12 protein-coding genes are annotated in these 14,054 nt (G+C 65.1%); 1 reads left to right on the top strand and 11 read right to left on the bottom strand.

Going from position 1 to position 14,054, the window contains the following annotated elements; translation table 11 throughout:
• Positions 1-6: 6 nt before the first annotated feature.
• From AC07X6_RS18825 to ybaK, 10 genes are all read right to left on the bottom strand, one after another.
• On the bottom strand, positions 7-987 hold the full coding sequence (locus tag AC07X6_RS18825) for a 3-oxoacyl-[acyl-carrier-protein] synthase III C-terminal domain-containing protein (protein WP_494791992.1): 981 nt from the start codon (positions 985-987) through the stop codon (positions 7-9).
• A 37-nt stretch (positions 988-1,024) separates the two neighbouring features.
• Entirely contained in the window at positions 1,025-1,933 is a 909-nt protein-coding gene (locus tag AC07X6_RS18820; protein ID WP_494791991.1) for an ion transporter, read from the bottom strand.
• Positions 1,934-2,002: 69 nt separating this feature from the next.
• Positions 2,003-3,754, bottom strand: a complete 1,752-nt coding sequence (locus AC07X6_RS18815; protein WP_494791990.1) for a cation:proton antiporter domain-containing protein — start codon at positions 3,752-3,754, stop codon at positions 2,003-2,005.
• A 118-nt stretch (positions 3,755-3,872) separates the two neighbouring features.
• The gene (locus tag AC07X6_RS18810) at positions 3,873-5,105 is read right to left on the bottom strand and encodes a metal-dependent hydrolase (protein WP_494791989.1); all 1,233 of its coding nucleotides are present in this window, start codon (positions 5,103-5,105) and stop codon (positions 3,873-3,875) included.
• Between the two features lie 102 nt (positions 5,106-5,207).
• Positions 5,208-6,869 (bottom strand): GDYXXLXY domain-containing protein, encoded by a 1,662-nt coding sequence (locus AC07X6_RS18805; RefSeq protein WP_494791988.1) that lies wholly within the window; start codon positions 6,867-6,869, stop codon positions 5,208-5,210.
• Positions 6,866-7,825 carry a DUF2157 domain-containing protein gene (locus tag AC07X6_RS18800; protein ID WP_494791987.1) on the bottom strand — a complete coding sequence of 320 codons (960 nt, stop codon included), beginning with the start codon at positions 7,823-7,825 and terminating at the stop codon, positions 6,866-6,868. Before AC07X6_RS18800 ends, AC07X6_RS18805 begins: the two co-directional genes overlap by 4 nt.
• A gap of 43 nt (positions 7,826-7,868) precedes the next feature.
• Complete coding sequence (locus AC07X6_RS18795) at positions 7,869-8,159, bottom strand: DUF427 domain-containing protein (RefSeq protein WP_494791986.1); 291 nt, start codon at positions 8,157-8,159, stop codon at positions 7,869-7,871.
• Between the two features lie 70 nt (positions 8,160-8,229).
• Positions 8,230-8,895, bottom strand: coding sequence for a DsbA family oxidoreductase (locus AC07X6_RS18790; RefSeq protein ID WP_494791985.1), 666 nt, complete (start codon positions 8,893-8,895; stop codon positions 8,230-8,232).
• Between the two features lie 90 nt (positions 8,896-8,985).
• The gene (gene plsY, locus AC07X6_RS18785; RefSeq protein ID WP_230539942.1) at positions 8,986-9,630 is read right to left on the bottom strand and encodes a glycerol-3-phosphate 1-O-acyltransferase PlsY; all 645 of its coding nucleotides are present in this window, start codon (positions 9,628-9,630) and stop codon (positions 8,986-8,988) included.
• 97 nt (positions 9,631-9,727) lie between these two features.
• Positions 9,728-10,219, bottom strand: coding sequence for a Cys-tRNA(Pro) deacylase (gene ybaK / locus AC07X6_RS18780; protein ID WP_086143850.1), 492 nt, complete (start codon positions 10,217-10,219; stop codon positions 9,728-9,730).
• 37 nt (positions 10,220-10,256) lie between these two features.
• Here ybaK and AC07X6_RS18775 point away from each other — a divergent pair, with 37 nt between their 5' ends.
• A complete protein-coding gene (locus tag AC07X6_RS18775; RefSeq protein WP_494791984.1) occupies positions 10,257-11,219 on the top strand; it encodes an endonuclease/exonuclease/phosphatase family protein in 963 nt (320 codons plus the stop codon).
• Here the strand turns inward: AC07X6_RS18775 and AC07X6_RS18770 are convergent.
• A complete protein-coding gene (locus AC07X6_RS18770; RefSeq protein WP_494791983.1) occupies positions 11,216-13,747 on the bottom strand; it encodes a sensor domain-containing protein in 2,532 nt (843 codons plus the stop codon). The two genes, AC07X6_RS18775 and AC07X6_RS18770, sit on opposite strands and share 4 nt — an antisense overlap.
• Between the last annotated feature and the right edge of the window lie 307 nt (positions 13,748-14,054).

The raw sequence follows: 14,054 nt of genomic DNA, 5'->3' as shown, positions 1-14,054 counted from the left end.
CCACCTTCACAGGTCAAGAATCATGCCGCCGATGGTCAGGCCCGCAGCCGTGCCCATCATCAGCAAACGCTGGCCTGCCACGGCCCGCCCCGTCATCACCGCCTCGTGCAGGGCGGTGGGCAGGGACGCGGCCACCTGGTTGCCATGCGTTTCAAAGATCTTGATGATTTTAGCATCGGGAACGTCAAGGATGCGCGCCGCATGCGCGAGCCCCAGCGGGCTGGCCTGGTGCGGCACGACCACGTCGACTTTTTCCAGTCCCGCGCCCGATTCGGCCATTAGTTCCGCGAGGAAATCCGGCATCACCTTGACGGCCAGGCGGAACACGGCCTTGCCATCCATGCGGAACAGGTAATCGCCCGGTTCGCAGCCGTTGCGCGGGTTGCGCTCGGTGCCGCCGCCGCGGATTTCGCAGTAGCGGCGCCCTTCCGGATACGTGCCCATCTTGTAGGCGCGGATGCCGGCGCTGCCGTCGCCCCGCTCGACGATGACGGCGGCGGCGCCGTCGCCGAAGATCATCGACGCTTCCGGCTCGCTCCAGTCGACCCCGCGCGAGGCGAGGTCGGACGAGACGATGGCGATGCGCCGGTAGGCGCCGCCGGCCAGCATCGAGGCGGCCACGCGGAAAGCGGCCATGAAGCTGAGGCAGCTGGCGTTGACGTCGAAGCTTTGCGTGCCTGGCGGCAATCCCGCGTGTTCGGCCACGAAGCAGGCCGTGTTCGGCAACGCTTGCTCGGGCACGCCGTTGGCGCAAATCAGCAAATCGATGTCGGCCGGACGCAGGCTGGCGTTCTTCAGCGCGTCGAGCAGGGCGGCGGCGCCCAGCTGGCTTTGCGATTCATCGGGCGCGGCGACAAAGCGCGACAGCACGCCGCTCTTGCGCAGGGTATAGCCGGCCGGGTGGCCCAAAGTCAGGTCCAGGCTGGCGGACGTCACGCTCAGCGACGGCACGGCCTTGCCCGTCGCGATCAGGCGAACTGGAATCATGTTGGCCTTAACAAAGTAAAGTAAATATGGTTATGAATTAATCGCGTGCCAGCGGCGGCAAATCGACACCGCAGTTCTTGCAGAAATTGGCATCGTCATCGAGCCCTTCTTTCAGGCACGTGGGACAGGTACGCGTGGTGACCAGCTTGGAACTGCGCTGTACCGTCATTTCGGCGCTGATAATGCCGGTAGGCACTGCCAGGATGCCCCAGCCGAGCAGCATCATCAGCGAAGCGATGGTGCGCCCGATGTCCGTCTTCGGCGTGATATCGCCGAAACCGACCGTGGTCATGGTGCTGATGGCCCAGTAAATCGACGTGGGGATACTGCTGTAACCGTTTTCCGGCCCTTCCACGACATACATCACAGTACCCAACAGAAAGACCACCATCATGACAAAAGACAAGAAAATGAGGATCTTGCGCCGGCTGGCCAGCAAGGCCCGCCCCAGCACCGTGTATTCATGCACATACGACGTGAGCTTGAGGATACGGAACATGCGCAGCAGGCGCAAAATCCGCACGTCGATCAGCACGTGCGCGCCCGGCAGCAGCAAGCCGATGTAGGTCGGCACAATGGCCAGCAAGTCGATGATGCCGAAAAAACTCTTGGCGTAGCGCACCGGATGCTGCAGGCACGCCAGGCGGGCGAAATATTCGATGGTAAATAAAATGGTGAAAAACCATTCGAGCGCCGTCAGCCAGCTGCCATAGCGCTCGGCCACGGAGGCGACACTGCTGAGCACGACCACCGTCACGCTGATCAGGATGGCGGCGATCAGCAGCAGGTCGAAGGCGCGGCCCGTGCGCGTTTCCGCCTCGAAAATGACGGTGTACACCTGCTCGCGCCAGCCCCGCTCGGGCTTGCCATATTTCTGTTGCGTTTCCTGCGCGGCAATTTGCTGCGGCGTCAACGGTGCCGCCCCGCTCTTCGTCGCGGCTTTCATGTGGGTAATGTGCTCATATACTATTATTGTATAGATAATTTACAAAGCACGGCCACACGCACTGTTGCGTTACGACAGCTTCTTCGCCAGCAGCACGGCATTGCGCCGGTCGCGCTCGGCCTGCACGATGTCCGTCGTGCGCGCTTCACTCAAGCCCACCGTGTGCAGCACGGTAGCCGTCAGCTGCAGCGCCGATTCCAGCGCCTCGGGCACGACCAGGGTGGCGCCTGCCTGTATCAGGGCCACCGCATGCGCCTCGTCGCGGGCGCGCGCATACACGGGCAACTGCGGATACTCGCGGCGGATCGATTTCACGGCGTGCAGCACGGACGCCGCATGGTCCATCGTCAGCACCACGGCCGCGGCCCGGTCCGCATTGACCTTTTGCAACAATTCCGCGCGCGACGCATCGCCGAAATACACGGGAAAGCCGCGCGGATGCAGGGTCGTCACCAGCCGTGCATCGTTTTCAATCGCCACATACGCGATATCCTGCTCCGTCAACACCTTGGCCAGCAACTGCCCCACCCGGCCGAAACCGGCGATGATGACGGTGCTGCCCTGCGGCGGCGGCGCGCCGTGCGCCAGGTCGGCCAGTTGATGATGGTGGCGCTTTTCCCACCAGTTGCCGAAGGCACGCGCCGCCTTGGCCAGCGCCGGCGTGGCAAACAGGCTCAGGCCCACCACCAGCATGACGAACTGCGCCACCTGCGGGCCGATCAATTTCGTGCCCAGCGCATATGCGACGACGATGAAGGCGAATTCGCCGCCCTGCCCCAGCAGCACGCCCGTTTCCACGGCGCGCCCCCAGTGAAAGCCGCCGAGGCGGAAAATCACGCTGATGACCAGGGTTTTTACCGCAAACAGGCTCAGCACGGCCAGCGGGATCAGAATCGGCGACTTGAGGATTTCGCGCACGTCGATCTGCATGCCCACGGACATGAAGAACAAGCCCATCAACAAGCCCTTGAACGGCTCGATCGTCACTTCCACTTCATGGCGAAATTCCGTTTCCGCCAGCAGCAAGCCCGCCAGCAAGGCGCCCAGCGCCATCGACAGGCCCGCCAGGTACGTCAATCCCGCGATGCCCAGGGTGCTGAGCAGGGTCAAGGCCATGAACACGTCGGGCTGGCGTTTCTTGACGAAAAACTGGAACAGCGGACGAATCACGCGGCGCCCCAGCAGATAGATCAGCAGGATGGCGCCCGCCGATTTCACGGCCGCAAAGCTGAGCAGGTAGGCCAGGTCGTCGCTGCGCCCGCTGGCGAACACGTCGATCAGGATAAACAGCGGCACCACCATCAGATCCTGGAACATCAGGATGGAAAAGCCCGCCTGGCCGGCCGGCGTCTGCAGGGAGCGCTGGTCCGTCAGCAACTGCATCACGACGGCCGTGGACGACAGCGACAGCACCAGGCCCAGCACGATGGACGCTTCCAGCGACAGACCAAAGTAATACGCGACGCCGCCGATCAGGCAGGCGCTGACGGCCACCTGCCCCACGCCCGCGCCGAATACCCAGCGCCGCAGCGCCCACAGCCGTTCCGTCGACAGTTCCAGGCCGATCATGAACATCAAAAACATCACGCCCAGCTCGGCCAGGCCGCTGACCTGCTCGGCGCGCACGAACGAGAAATACGTCAGCCACGTGAAGTCGCCCGCCCACAGGCCGAAGCCGAACGGGCCGAACAGGCAGCCGACGGCGAGGAAGCCGAGCACCTGATTGACCTTCAGGCGTTGCAATAGCGGAATAAAAATCCCGGCCAGGGCGAGAAACAGCAGGGTTTCCCGCAAATACGGTAAGGCGTGTTGCTCTTCCAAGATAATCCTAACTTAATGACATCTATGTCGAATTGATAATTGTCGCATGCACTGCCGCAGCGAAGTCAGTGCACACCCGATATTTTTGCCGCAAGGCAATATATTCGCTCCCGGCACCCTATTTCGGCGGCGCCAGCATGTCCGCGCGGGGGCGGTCCCAGCCCGGCACGTAGGCGGGACACGGGCGGCTGCGGAACTGCTGCAGTTCCACGGTCGTGAAATTGGGCAGCATGCCGGGATTGAAGCGCACGTCCGTCAGCTTGTCCGCATTCAATCTGGGCATGCGGGCAAAGCGGAACCAGGCGTCGACATAGCAATTGTCTTCCTGCAAGGCGCGCAAGGCGGCCAGACTGCCCGCCGCCTGTGCCGACACGGCGATGCCGGGCGCCAGTTGCTGCCCTTGCTTGCCCGTTTCCGCCAGGCCGGCCGGGCAGGCGGCGGGCGCCAGCGAGGCGGGCAGCAGGCTCAGGGTGCCGCGCCGCAGGGTGTACACGTCCGTCTTGCTGTCGAGCGAAACGTAAATCCAGCACAGCGGGTTGCTGGGAAACGCCGTCATCGCCACGTCCCACACGCGCGTTCCCGGATCCAGCCGCTGCACGGCCGCCTCGATGCGGCTGCGGCCGAGGGCCGACGCCACGCCCTGCGTGCCGATGAACGTGGCCGCCAGCGCAAAGGCCAGCAGCAGCGGTCCGCGCCCCCGCTCGCCGGCCCGTCCTTGCAGCACGGCCAGCACCACGCCCAGCCCCAGCAAGACGGCCAGCGAGGCGGGCGCCAGATAGGTTTTATAGGTGAAGAAGCACAGGGCCGCCGCCAGCCCTGCCAGCAGCACGCTTTTGACGATGCCGTAGCGCAAGGACATAATCACGGGCACGCCCAGCAGCACCCAGAACATGGGCTCGACGATGAAGACCATATCGCCATACAGCCAGCGGCTGTTGAACGGGTAAAACGGGTGCAAGCCATAGGAATTGAGAAAATCCATGCCCATGTGCAAGCAGAATCCCAGCAGCAGACAAGCCGCCAGGCCGATGCGGGCGGGCACGCTCTCCTTGAGCAAGCGCCGGGCGCCGGGCCACAGCAGCCACAGCAGGGCCAGCAACAGCAGCGCCTGCGGCAAGGCCAGCAGCAAGGTGTGCGTGTGGCCCCGGTGGTGCAACATATAGCCGAAGGGGCGCGGCAACAGTTTCGTGAGGACCAGGTCCAGGTCGGGCGCGTTGCTGGCGAACCAGGCCGTAAACAGGAACAGCGCGCGCCGGGTGCGCTGGGCGGGGGCTTGCGGCTCGGGCGGCAGGCTGCGGTGTACCAGTTCGCCGACCCCGAGGCCGATGACCGAATGCGTAATATTATCCATCGGGCAATTTTACAGGATACGGCCACCCCAAGAGCAAAGGCTGGGGTCGTACCCTGAGGGTACGACCCCGGATTCTGCCATTGGGTTTGTTCAATCAAGCGGCTACAGCGCCTGTAAATCTTCCCCACGCATGCCCACCAGCAAGGCGCGGCCATCGGGCAGCACGCGGAACTCGCCATAGCGGGCCTTTTCCCAGCGCGCCGCCTCGCCTTCCTTGAAGAACCAGGCATCGCTGACCAGCACCCAGTTGCCATCCTTCGGCGTCAGCTCGAGCAGGAATTCGCCGGGCGCCAGCGCCTCCTTGGTGTACGGGCGCAGCAGTTCGGCCACGCCCCGTGCATCGCGCCTGGCCACGACGAGGGGCCGGCCTGGCGCCCGCTCCACGCTGGCCAAAGTGGACAGGACGCCCAGGTTGACGAAATTGAGGCGCATGTAGTCGCCCTGCATCAGCGAGCGGGGATCGACGGGTTCCAGCGCCACGAAGATCGCTTGCCCATTGGCGATCAGCTGCTCTTTTTGCCAGATGCCGCCATTGGCGACCAGCAACACCAGCAGCAAGCCTCCCAGCACGCCCAGGCGGACATGGCGGCCTTGCGCAACCACGCCCGCCGGTTTGCTTTCCACCAGGTGCAGCACGGCGCCGCGCATGGCCAGCCACGACAGGGCGCACAGCAGCGCGCCGGCCACGGCCAGCAGCGCCGCCTTGCTGGCCAGCGGCCAGGCCAGCTGGTAATAAAAGCTGCCGATGATCCACGCCGCCGCCAGCGCGGCCGCCACGGCCACGCGCGAGCGCCCGCTCGTCACGCAATACGCGAGGATCAGCAGCACGGGCCCCAGCGCCGGCATGAACCACGCCAGCACGACCAGCACCAGCGCCACGCCGATGGCGGGCAGCTGGCGCAGCGCCGGCCAGCGCCAGCCCGTCCAGGCGGCCCCCGCCGTGGCCAGCACGAGCGAGACGCCATTCAATGCTTGCGCATACCAGGCGCCGGCCTGGTGCCGGGCCACTTCGCGCGCCACGTCGCCCGTGAAGCCGCCGCCCAGGGCACCGCCCAGCATGAAGGTCATGCCGGACCAGAAGACCAGCCCCAGCAAGATGGCCAGGACCCACCCCGTCGACAGCGATTCCAGGAAGGCGGCGACGGGTGCGCCGCGGCCATCGTTGAACGCCTGCTTTTGCAGCCAGTGGACGCCAAGCCAGCAAGCCAGGGCCAGCATCCAGGCCAGATACAGTTGCGTCGGATCGTTGTCGAAAATCCAGTCGCGCGTGCTGTCGATGATGCCCAGCCCCAGCAAGCCGCAGGCGACCAGCCCCAGCAGCACGCGCAGCCAGTCGCGCGGCAAGGCGGCAGCCACCACCAGGGTTGCCAGGCACAGCAGCAGCGACGCCGTCTGCGTGGAATAGTCGCGGTACAAGGCGTAGCCGAGCAAACCTCCGCCCACCAGCAGGCAGGGCACGGCCAGCTGTTCGAGAAACAGCGCCACGCCGCGCGTGCGGATCAGCAGCACGGCCACCACCAGCACGATGGCGGCCACGACATACGCGCCGGGGCCGTGGCGCACGACGCTTTCCAGGCCCACGCCCAGCGCAATCATCAGGGGAATGGCGGCCAGCCAGGCGCCGAAGGCCGTCATCAGCACCAGCGGCCACGGCCGGACATCCTGCACGGGACGGGCGGCGTCGGGCGGCAGCAGGCCGGCGCGCGTGGCGTCATCGATCAGGGTGGCGAGCGCATCGGCTCGTTGGCTATTGATATTGCTCATGCCGCCTCCTGGCGCGTGCGCCACAAAATGCCTTGCACGGTCAGCGCCAGCAGCACGGCAGCCAGCAAGCCCAGCATGACCAGCTTGCCGACACCATCGCCCCCCCCGCTAAGCAAGGCACGCGCCAGGCCGCCCACCAGCAGGGCGTTGATGCCCAGCGCCACGGCACTCAGGCCAAATACGTCAAAGTAGCGGCGCGTGGCCAGCAGGACGCCAGCGACGGCCAGCAAGCCCAGACCCGCCCAGTACGGCGAACCGACCTCGCTGCCGAACAGGCCGGTAACAGCCGTGCCAGCGATAAGGTGGGTGGCGAGTACCAGCCCCAGGCGCAAGGACCAGACACCAGCGCCCGTCCAGCGCGCCAGCAAAGGCGACACGAACGCACACGCGGCCAGCACAGCCAGCCAGCCGCCGACGAAGATGGACAGATCGCTTGAATCGATGCGCCAGCTGTGGTGCGCATGCGCCTGCATCCACAGGGTGGCGGCCGTCGAAAAGATCAGCATCCATGGCGTCCACAGCACGTCGCTGCGCGCGACAAAACACAGGGGCAAGGCCAGCACGGCCCACAGGGCGAACAATTGCCAGGGATCGGCGCCCGTCTGGTAGGTCTGGCCGAAATATGCGAACAGGCCGCCGATGGTCAGCAAGGCCAGCAGCAGCAAGGGGACTCTCGCCTTGGGCACGGCAAACGCACCCACGCAGGCGGCGGCCAGCATGCCTTGCAGCAGGGCAAAGCGGCCCACGCGGCCCAGGTCTTCCCAGTTGGCGGCGACCCAGAAAATCAGGCCCATGCCCAGCAGCGCGGCGCCCAGCACGGCCACGCCGCGCGGCAGCCAGTAGGCCAGGCGCGCCGGTTCGCGCTGGAAGCCGGCCACTTCCTGCAACTGCCGGGTTTGTTGGGCATCGAGCGCATGGGCCGAGGCGAGCTGATACACGGCGAGGCGTAGATCCATCGTCTGCTTTCTGTGGGAATGGTGGGGAAATCGGGGAGTCGGGTCAGCGCTCGACGCTGACGCCGCGCCAGAAGGCGACGTGGCCGGCAATTTGCCTGGCGGCATCCTTGGGCTGCGGGTAAACCCAGGCGGCGTTGGCGTTCGTCTGGCCATCAACGACGAGGTCGTAATAGCTGGCCGTGCCCTTCCATGGGCAAATGCTGGTGTGGCTGCTGGGACGCAGATAGGCCTGCGTCACCGCCGACAAAGGAAAATATACATTGTTTTCAACGACTTGCACCTGCGCATCGGTCGCTTGCGCGATGACGGCGCCATTCCAGCTGGCTGTTGGCATTTGACTATCCTCCTTCTGCGCCGAGTGTAGCGCAAAAAGTCCGCCATGGCGCGCGCCGTTGGCGCCTGGCTTAAGCGCCGCTGATGATCTGGCGCAAGGCTTGCTCAAACACTTCGGGCGGCTGGCCGCCGGAAATCAGGTGACGCTCGTTGATGATGACGGCGGGCACGGAATTGATGCCGTTCTGCTGGTAGAAGCGCTCCTGCGCGCGCACCTCGTCCGCATAGGCATCGGAGGCCAGCACTTCGGCCGCTTTCGCGGTATCGAGGCCCACGTCGCCCGCGACTTTCAGCAGCATCTCGTGCGAAGACGGGTTCTGGCCTTGCGTGAAGTAGGCATCGAACAGCGCCATCTTGAGTTCCTTCTGGCGCCCCTCCAGAGCGGCCCAGTGCAGCAGCCGGTGCGCGTCGAAGGTGTTGTAGATGCGGCCGCGCTTGTCCATGGCAAACGTAAAGCCCAGCTGCTCGCCGCGCGCGCGGATCGCTTCGCGCGACTGCGCCATCTGTTCCGGGGTGGAGCCGTATTTGCGGGCGATGTGTTCGCCGATATCCTCGCCTTCGGGCGGCATGTTCGCGTTCAGCTCGAAGGGCTGGAAGTGAATCTCGGCCTGGACGGTGCCGTCCAGCTTGTCCAGCGCCTGCTCCAGCGATTTCAGGCCGATCACGCACCAGGGGCAGGAAACGTCGGAAACGAAATCGATACGGAGGGGAATGGGGGTGGCGGGAGTGGAACTCATGGTGGGCAGCCTTTGCGCGGGTCGGTGGCGGCCGCACCGCGCGGCGCCGCAAGCACAGCATATGCATGCGGGCCGCGGGAAATCAAGCGCTTACTTCTTCTTCGCGGGCGCCTTGGCCCCATCCTTCTTGCCGCCGATCTTGCTTTCCTTGCCAGAGAGCAAGTTCGCGATATTCTGGCTGTGGCGATAGGCCAGCAGCACGCTCATGACAATGACGGCCAGCAAGATGGGATCGACGCCGAACAGCAAGCCATAGTAAAACGGCGCGAACAGGGCCGCCACCAGGGCTGCCAGCGAGGAATAGCGGAACGCATAGGCAATGATCAGCCAGGTGGCCAGGGTCGCCAGACCCAGCCAGGGATTGATGCCCAGCAACACACCGAGGGCCGTGGCCACGCCCTTGCCGCCGACAAAGCGGAAAAACACGGGCCACAGATGGCCGAGGAAGACGGCGATGGCCACCAGGGCCACGGCCGTGTCGCCCACGCCCAGCGCGCTGGCAAAATGGTCGGCCAGGAACACGGCCAGCCAGCCCTTGGCGCCATCGCCGAGCAGGGTCATGATGGCAGCGCCCTTGTTGCCGCTGCGCAGCACGTTGGTGGCGCCCGGATTCTTCGAGCCATAGGTGCGCGGATCGGCAATGCCGTAGACCTTGCTCATCACCACGGCAAACGATATCGAGCCGAGCAAGTAAGCGGCCACTGTCATTGCCACGGTTGTGATTACTGGATTCATTTCTTCCCTTTATTGTGTTTATTGCACCAGCATCGGGGCTGGCGCAGCAGAATATACACCAGCGTCCAGCCTACGGACAGGGTGGCGTCTGGTTTTCTTAATCCTGCAGCGCGCACTGCACCGGCTTGGCCTTGAGCAAGTCGAGCAAGACCTGCGGCGCCAGCGAGACGAGGAAACCGCGCCGTCCGCCATTGATGTAGATGCGCGGCAATTCCAGGATCGACGCTTCCACGTAGACGGGCATGGCCTTCTTCGTGCCGAACGGCGACGTGCCGCCGATCATGTAGCCGGAATGGCGCTGCGCCACTTCGGGCTTGCACGGCTCGACGGATTTGCAGCCGATGCCGCGCGCCAGGTTCTTGGTCGATACCTTGCAATCGCCATGCATGAGCACGATCAGCGGCTTGGCGGCCTCGTCCTGCATCACCAGGGTCTTGATCACCGCATGTTCCGGCACCCCCAGCTCGCGCGCCGAGACGCTGGTGCCGCCGTGTTCTTCATACGGATACGGGTGTTCTTCGAAGGAAACTTGATGCTTGCGCAGCAGCTGCGTCGCCTGGGTTTCGGAAATATGCTCTTTTTTAGCCATGCGTGATACGCTGATCGTTCAGTGAGGAGTCCTAATTATGCAGCAAGAAATCCGCTTTGCCACCTTCAATGTCTGCAACCTTGCCCCGGCCGGGGCAAAATTGTATGACAACCTGGAACCGTTGAGCCCCGCGCAATACGCAGCCAAGGCGGAATGGACGGCGCGGCAGATCGACCTGCTCGACGCGGACGTGATCGCTTTCCAGGAAATTTTCTCGCAAGCGGCCCTGCGCGACGTGCTGTCGCGCACGCGCCATTACCGCGAAGCCACCCTGGCCGGCTACGATGCGACGGATATTGCCGGACGCATGCTGCCCACGGTGGCGCTCGTGTCGCGTTTGCCGCTGGCGGGCGCCGGTGTTGCCTGGACGGATTTTCCGGCCGGCGTGAGCGCGTCCGCCGACGACAATGCCTGCCGCTTCGCCCGCGCACCGCTGCACGTGCAGCTGCTCTTGCCGGGAGGACAACTCACCGACGTGGTCGTCGTGCATCTGAAATCGCGCCGGCCCGACTACCGCCATGGCGACGGCAACGACGCCATCGCCTACGCGCTGGCCAACCTGCGCTCGCTGCAGCGGCGCGGCGCGGAAGCGGTGGCCCTGCGCGTGCTGGCAAGCGAACTGGGTCACAGCGGCCGTCCCCGCATCGTGCTGGGCGACTTCAACGACATCGCCAATGCCGTCACCACGTCCATCGTCATGGGGGCGGGCGCGCCGTGCGAACCGGGCATGGAAATGCGCGCGCGCCTGTACGACGCCAACGCCATCGCCCTGCGCCAGGATGCGGCGCGCCACGCGGGCTACACGAATATCCACGACAGCGCCTACATGACGATCGACCACATCCTTGTGTCCGAGCATTTCCACGCCGCCTCGCCGCGCGCCATCGGCGCCGTGCTCGACGTGAACTACCTGAACGACCATTTGCTGCTGGGCCTGCCGCATGCCTCCGACCATGGCCAGGTCTTGATGCGTATCAAGCTGCTGGGAAACATTAACTAATTCAATAACTTCGCCAGAACACTGCCCGCCACTTGCGCGCTGGCAAAGCGCCCCTGGTATTGCTGGCAACCCTGCGCCCGCAGATACGCGAGCTGCTGCGCCGTTTCCACGCCTTCCGCGATCACCGTCAATTGCAGCTCGCGCGCCATGGCGATGATGGTGGCGGCGACGGCCGTGTCGGACTCGCCTGCCGCGTCGTCCGCCGCGGCGGGCAGGAAGGATGGGTCGATCTTGAGTTTATCCACCGGGTAATGGCGCAGATTGGCCAGGCGCGAATAGCCGGTGCCGAAGTCGTCGATGGCCAGCCTGGCGCCCAGCGCGCGCAGCTGCGCCAGCACGCCGGCCAGGCGCGCGCCGCCCTTCATCAGCAAGGACTCCGTCACTTCCAGTTCCAGGCAGCCGGCAGGCAAGCCCGACATGGCCAGCGCCTCTTGCACGCTGAGCAATAAGTTGTTGTGCAGGCATTGCGCCGGCGACAGGTTCACGGCCACCCTCCAGGCATGGCCCGCATCGTGCCAGGCGCGTGCGCGCAGGCAGGCGTGGCGCAGTACCCAGTTGCCAATCGACACCATCAAGCCGCACTCTTCGGCCACGGCGATGAAGCGCTCGGGCGGCAAGAGTCCCAGTTGCGGGTGGCGCCAGCGCAACAAGGCTTCGGCACCGACGATTTTCCCGCTGGCAACGTCCAGCGCGGGCTGGAACTCGAGCACGAATTCATCGCGCCCCAGCGCTTCGCGCAAGCCGTGCTCCAGGCTGGCCCGCTCGACGATTTGCGCATTCATTTCGGCATTGAAAAACTGGAAATTGTTGCGCCCGCTTTCCTTGGCGTGGTACATGGCGATGTCGGCGTTGTGCACGAGACTCTCGATATTGTCTCCATCGCTGGGAAAGATGGCCACGCCGATCGACGCCGACACCTGCAGCTCATAGCCGCCCAGCTGGTACACCTGCGTGACGGCATGCAGCAGGCTGGCCGCCACATGGGCCGCCTGGTCGATGCCGCCCACCTCGGCCAGGATGATGACGAACTCGTCGCCGCCATGCCGGCTGACCGTGTCGACGCCGCGCACGCAGCGCACCAGGCGCCGCGCCACTTCCTTGAGCAGCAAGTCGCCCACATGGTGGCCCATGCTGTCATTGATGTGCTTGAAGTGATCGAGATCCAGGTACAGAATGGCCAGCATGCTCAGCTTGCGCCGCGCCGCCGCCAGCGCCAGCGACAGCCGGTCCAGCAGCAGCACCCGGTTCGGCAAGTCGGTGAGGAAATCGTGCTCGGCCAAGTGGCGCGTGTGCTCCTCGTTCTTTTTGCGCTCGCTGATATCGCTGAGGATGGCCAGGTAATTGCTCAATTGCCCCTGCGGGTCGCGGATGGCCGTCAGCGACAGCCAGGCCGGATAACGCCCGCCCGCCTTGCGCTGGCCCACGATATCGCCTTGCCAATAGCCATTCGCATCGACTTCATCCCACACGGGGTCGAAAAATGCCGGCGTGTCCGGCTCCATGCCGTGCAGGATGAAGTGCTTGCCCAGCATGTCGTCCAGGCTGTAGCCGCTGATCTCGCTGTACGCGGGATTCATGCTGACGACGCGCTGCTGCGGGTCCAGCACGACGATGGCCTCGCGTGCGTGCTCCACCACCTGCGCCGACAGGTGCCACGCCTGCTCGGCCAATTTACGGGAAGAAATATCGCGGATCACGGCGTAAAACAGATAGGTGTGGTCGAGCGTGACGGAGGTGAGCAGCACTTCGCCCCAGAACAGTTCCCCCAGGCACGTCTGGTAGCGCCAGTCATAGCGGCAATTGCCGTCCGCGTGCGCCTGCGCCGCCATCTGCGTGCCGCGCAACGAGGACAATTGGCCATCGGGCTGGCGCAACGGTGAAAAATCGCTGAGGCGGCGCCCCAGCAGCCGTGGCCGGTCTTCGCATTGAAACAGGGCAATGGCGGCCGGATTCGCCTCGGCGATATGCTCGTCCCGCAGCAGCACGATGGCGTCGGCGGACTTGTCGTACAACTGGCGGAAATTGTCGCCCATCAGCAACAAGGCGCCCTGCGCCGCGCCATCCTGGCCGCTGGCCGTGATGTCGACATCGATGCAGACCACTTGCCGCACGCTGCCGGACTGCATGACAGGAAACACGGTGGAACAGATGCAGCGCGGCGCGGCGCCGTCGGCATCGAGCTTCCACAGGCGCATGCCGCGCGCCTTGCCGCTGTCCCACACGGCCGCCAGTTCCGCGTGGCCGTCGTCGAACCCGCCCTGGCCTTGCGGCAAGGCGGCGGCCACGCCGGCCCAGGCCTGGCCCAGGGCCAGTTCGGCCGGCACGCCATACAGGCGCGCCGCGCCAAAGCTCCAGTAGCGCACGATGCCGTCGCGGTCGATGCCGCGCACGGCCAGGCCAGGCGCCTGTTCGACGGCAGCGACGATGATGGACAGCAAGTCGAGCGCCCTGGCGGCCGGCCCTGCATCCGGCGCGGCGGCAAGCAAACGGCCCGGCGACGGGGCGGCTGCGGCAATCCGGTCTGACATCAGGCCCCCCGTGGCGCGGCCACACCGCAACCGGCGACCGAGCGGCCCGTCCGGTGGCGCAACCATCACTGCCATTCTTGCGCGCCGGCGAATCGGCTCATTGAGGATGCTCAAGCATCGTCGCATGCCGTATCGGTCTTCAGTCGCCGTTTTCTGCATTCCAGCCCCGATTTTGTGCAATCTGTCGCACGGCGATGGCGGCCGGACTTGAATCTTCCTAAAGTGGCAACATGCGCATCGCCGTGAACGGCCGCAGCGGCAGGCGTGCTGTCTGCGGCCGCCACGGTGATGCGCTACCCGAATTCCC

This window comes from Janthinobacterium sp. GW460-12-1-14-LB5 (genome assembly GCF_059423585.1).
The sequence above is the reverse complement of the archived record's forward strand: the minus strand, read 5'-3'. Positions and strand labels throughout refer to the sequence as shown.

What these genes read in the sequence shown, in the direction of transcription:
- AC07X6_RS18825 (WP_494791992.1), bottom strand. Translation starts at nt 987, where the DNA reads ATGATTCCAGTTCGCCTGATCGCGACGGGCAAGGCCGTGCCGTCGCTG.
- AC07X6_RS18820 (WP_494791991.1), bottom strand. Translation starts at nt 1,933, where the DNA reads ATGAAAGCCGCGACGAAGAGCGGGGCGGCACCGTTGACGCCGCAGCAA.
- AC07X6_RS18810 (WP_494791989.1), bottom strand. Translation starts at nt 5,105, where the DNA reads ATGGATAATATTACGCATTCGGTCATCGGCCTCGGGGTCGGCGAACTG.
- AC07X6_RS18805 (WP_494791988.1), bottom strand. Translation starts at nt 6,869, where the DNA reads ATGAGCAATATCAATAGCCAACGAGCCGATGCGCTCGCCACCCTGATC.
- AC07X6_RS18800 (WP_494791987.1), bottom strand. Translation starts at nt 7,825, where the DNA reads ATGGATCTACGCCTCGCCGTGTATCAGCTCGCCTCGGCCCATGCGCTC.
- AC07X6_RS18795 (WP_494791986.1), bottom strand. Translation starts at nt 8,159, where the DNA reads ATGCCAACAGCCAGCTGGAATGGCGCCGTCATCGCGCAAGCGACCGAT.
- AC07X6_RS18790 (WP_494791985.1), bottom strand. Translation starts at nt 8,895, where the DNA reads ATGAGTTCCACTCCCGCCACCCCCATTCCCCTCCGTATCGATTTCGTT.
- plsY (WP_230539942.1), bottom strand. Translation starts at nt 9,630, where the DNA reads ATGAATCCAGTAATCACAACCGTGGCAATGACAGTGGCCGCTTACTTG.
- ybaK (WP_086143850.1), bottom strand. Translation starts at nt 10,219, where the DNA reads ATGGCTAAAAAAGAGCATATTTCCGAAACCCAGGCGACGCAGCTGCTG.
- AC07X6_RS18775 (WP_494791984.1), top strand. Translation starts at nt 10,257, where the DNA reads ATGCAGCAAGAAATCCGCTTTGCCACCTTCAATGTCTGCAACCTTGCC.
- AC07X6_RS18770 (WP_494791983.1), bottom strand. Translation starts at nt 13,747, where the DNA reads ATGTCAGACCGGATTGCCGCAGCCGCCCCGTCGCCGGGCCGTTTGCTT.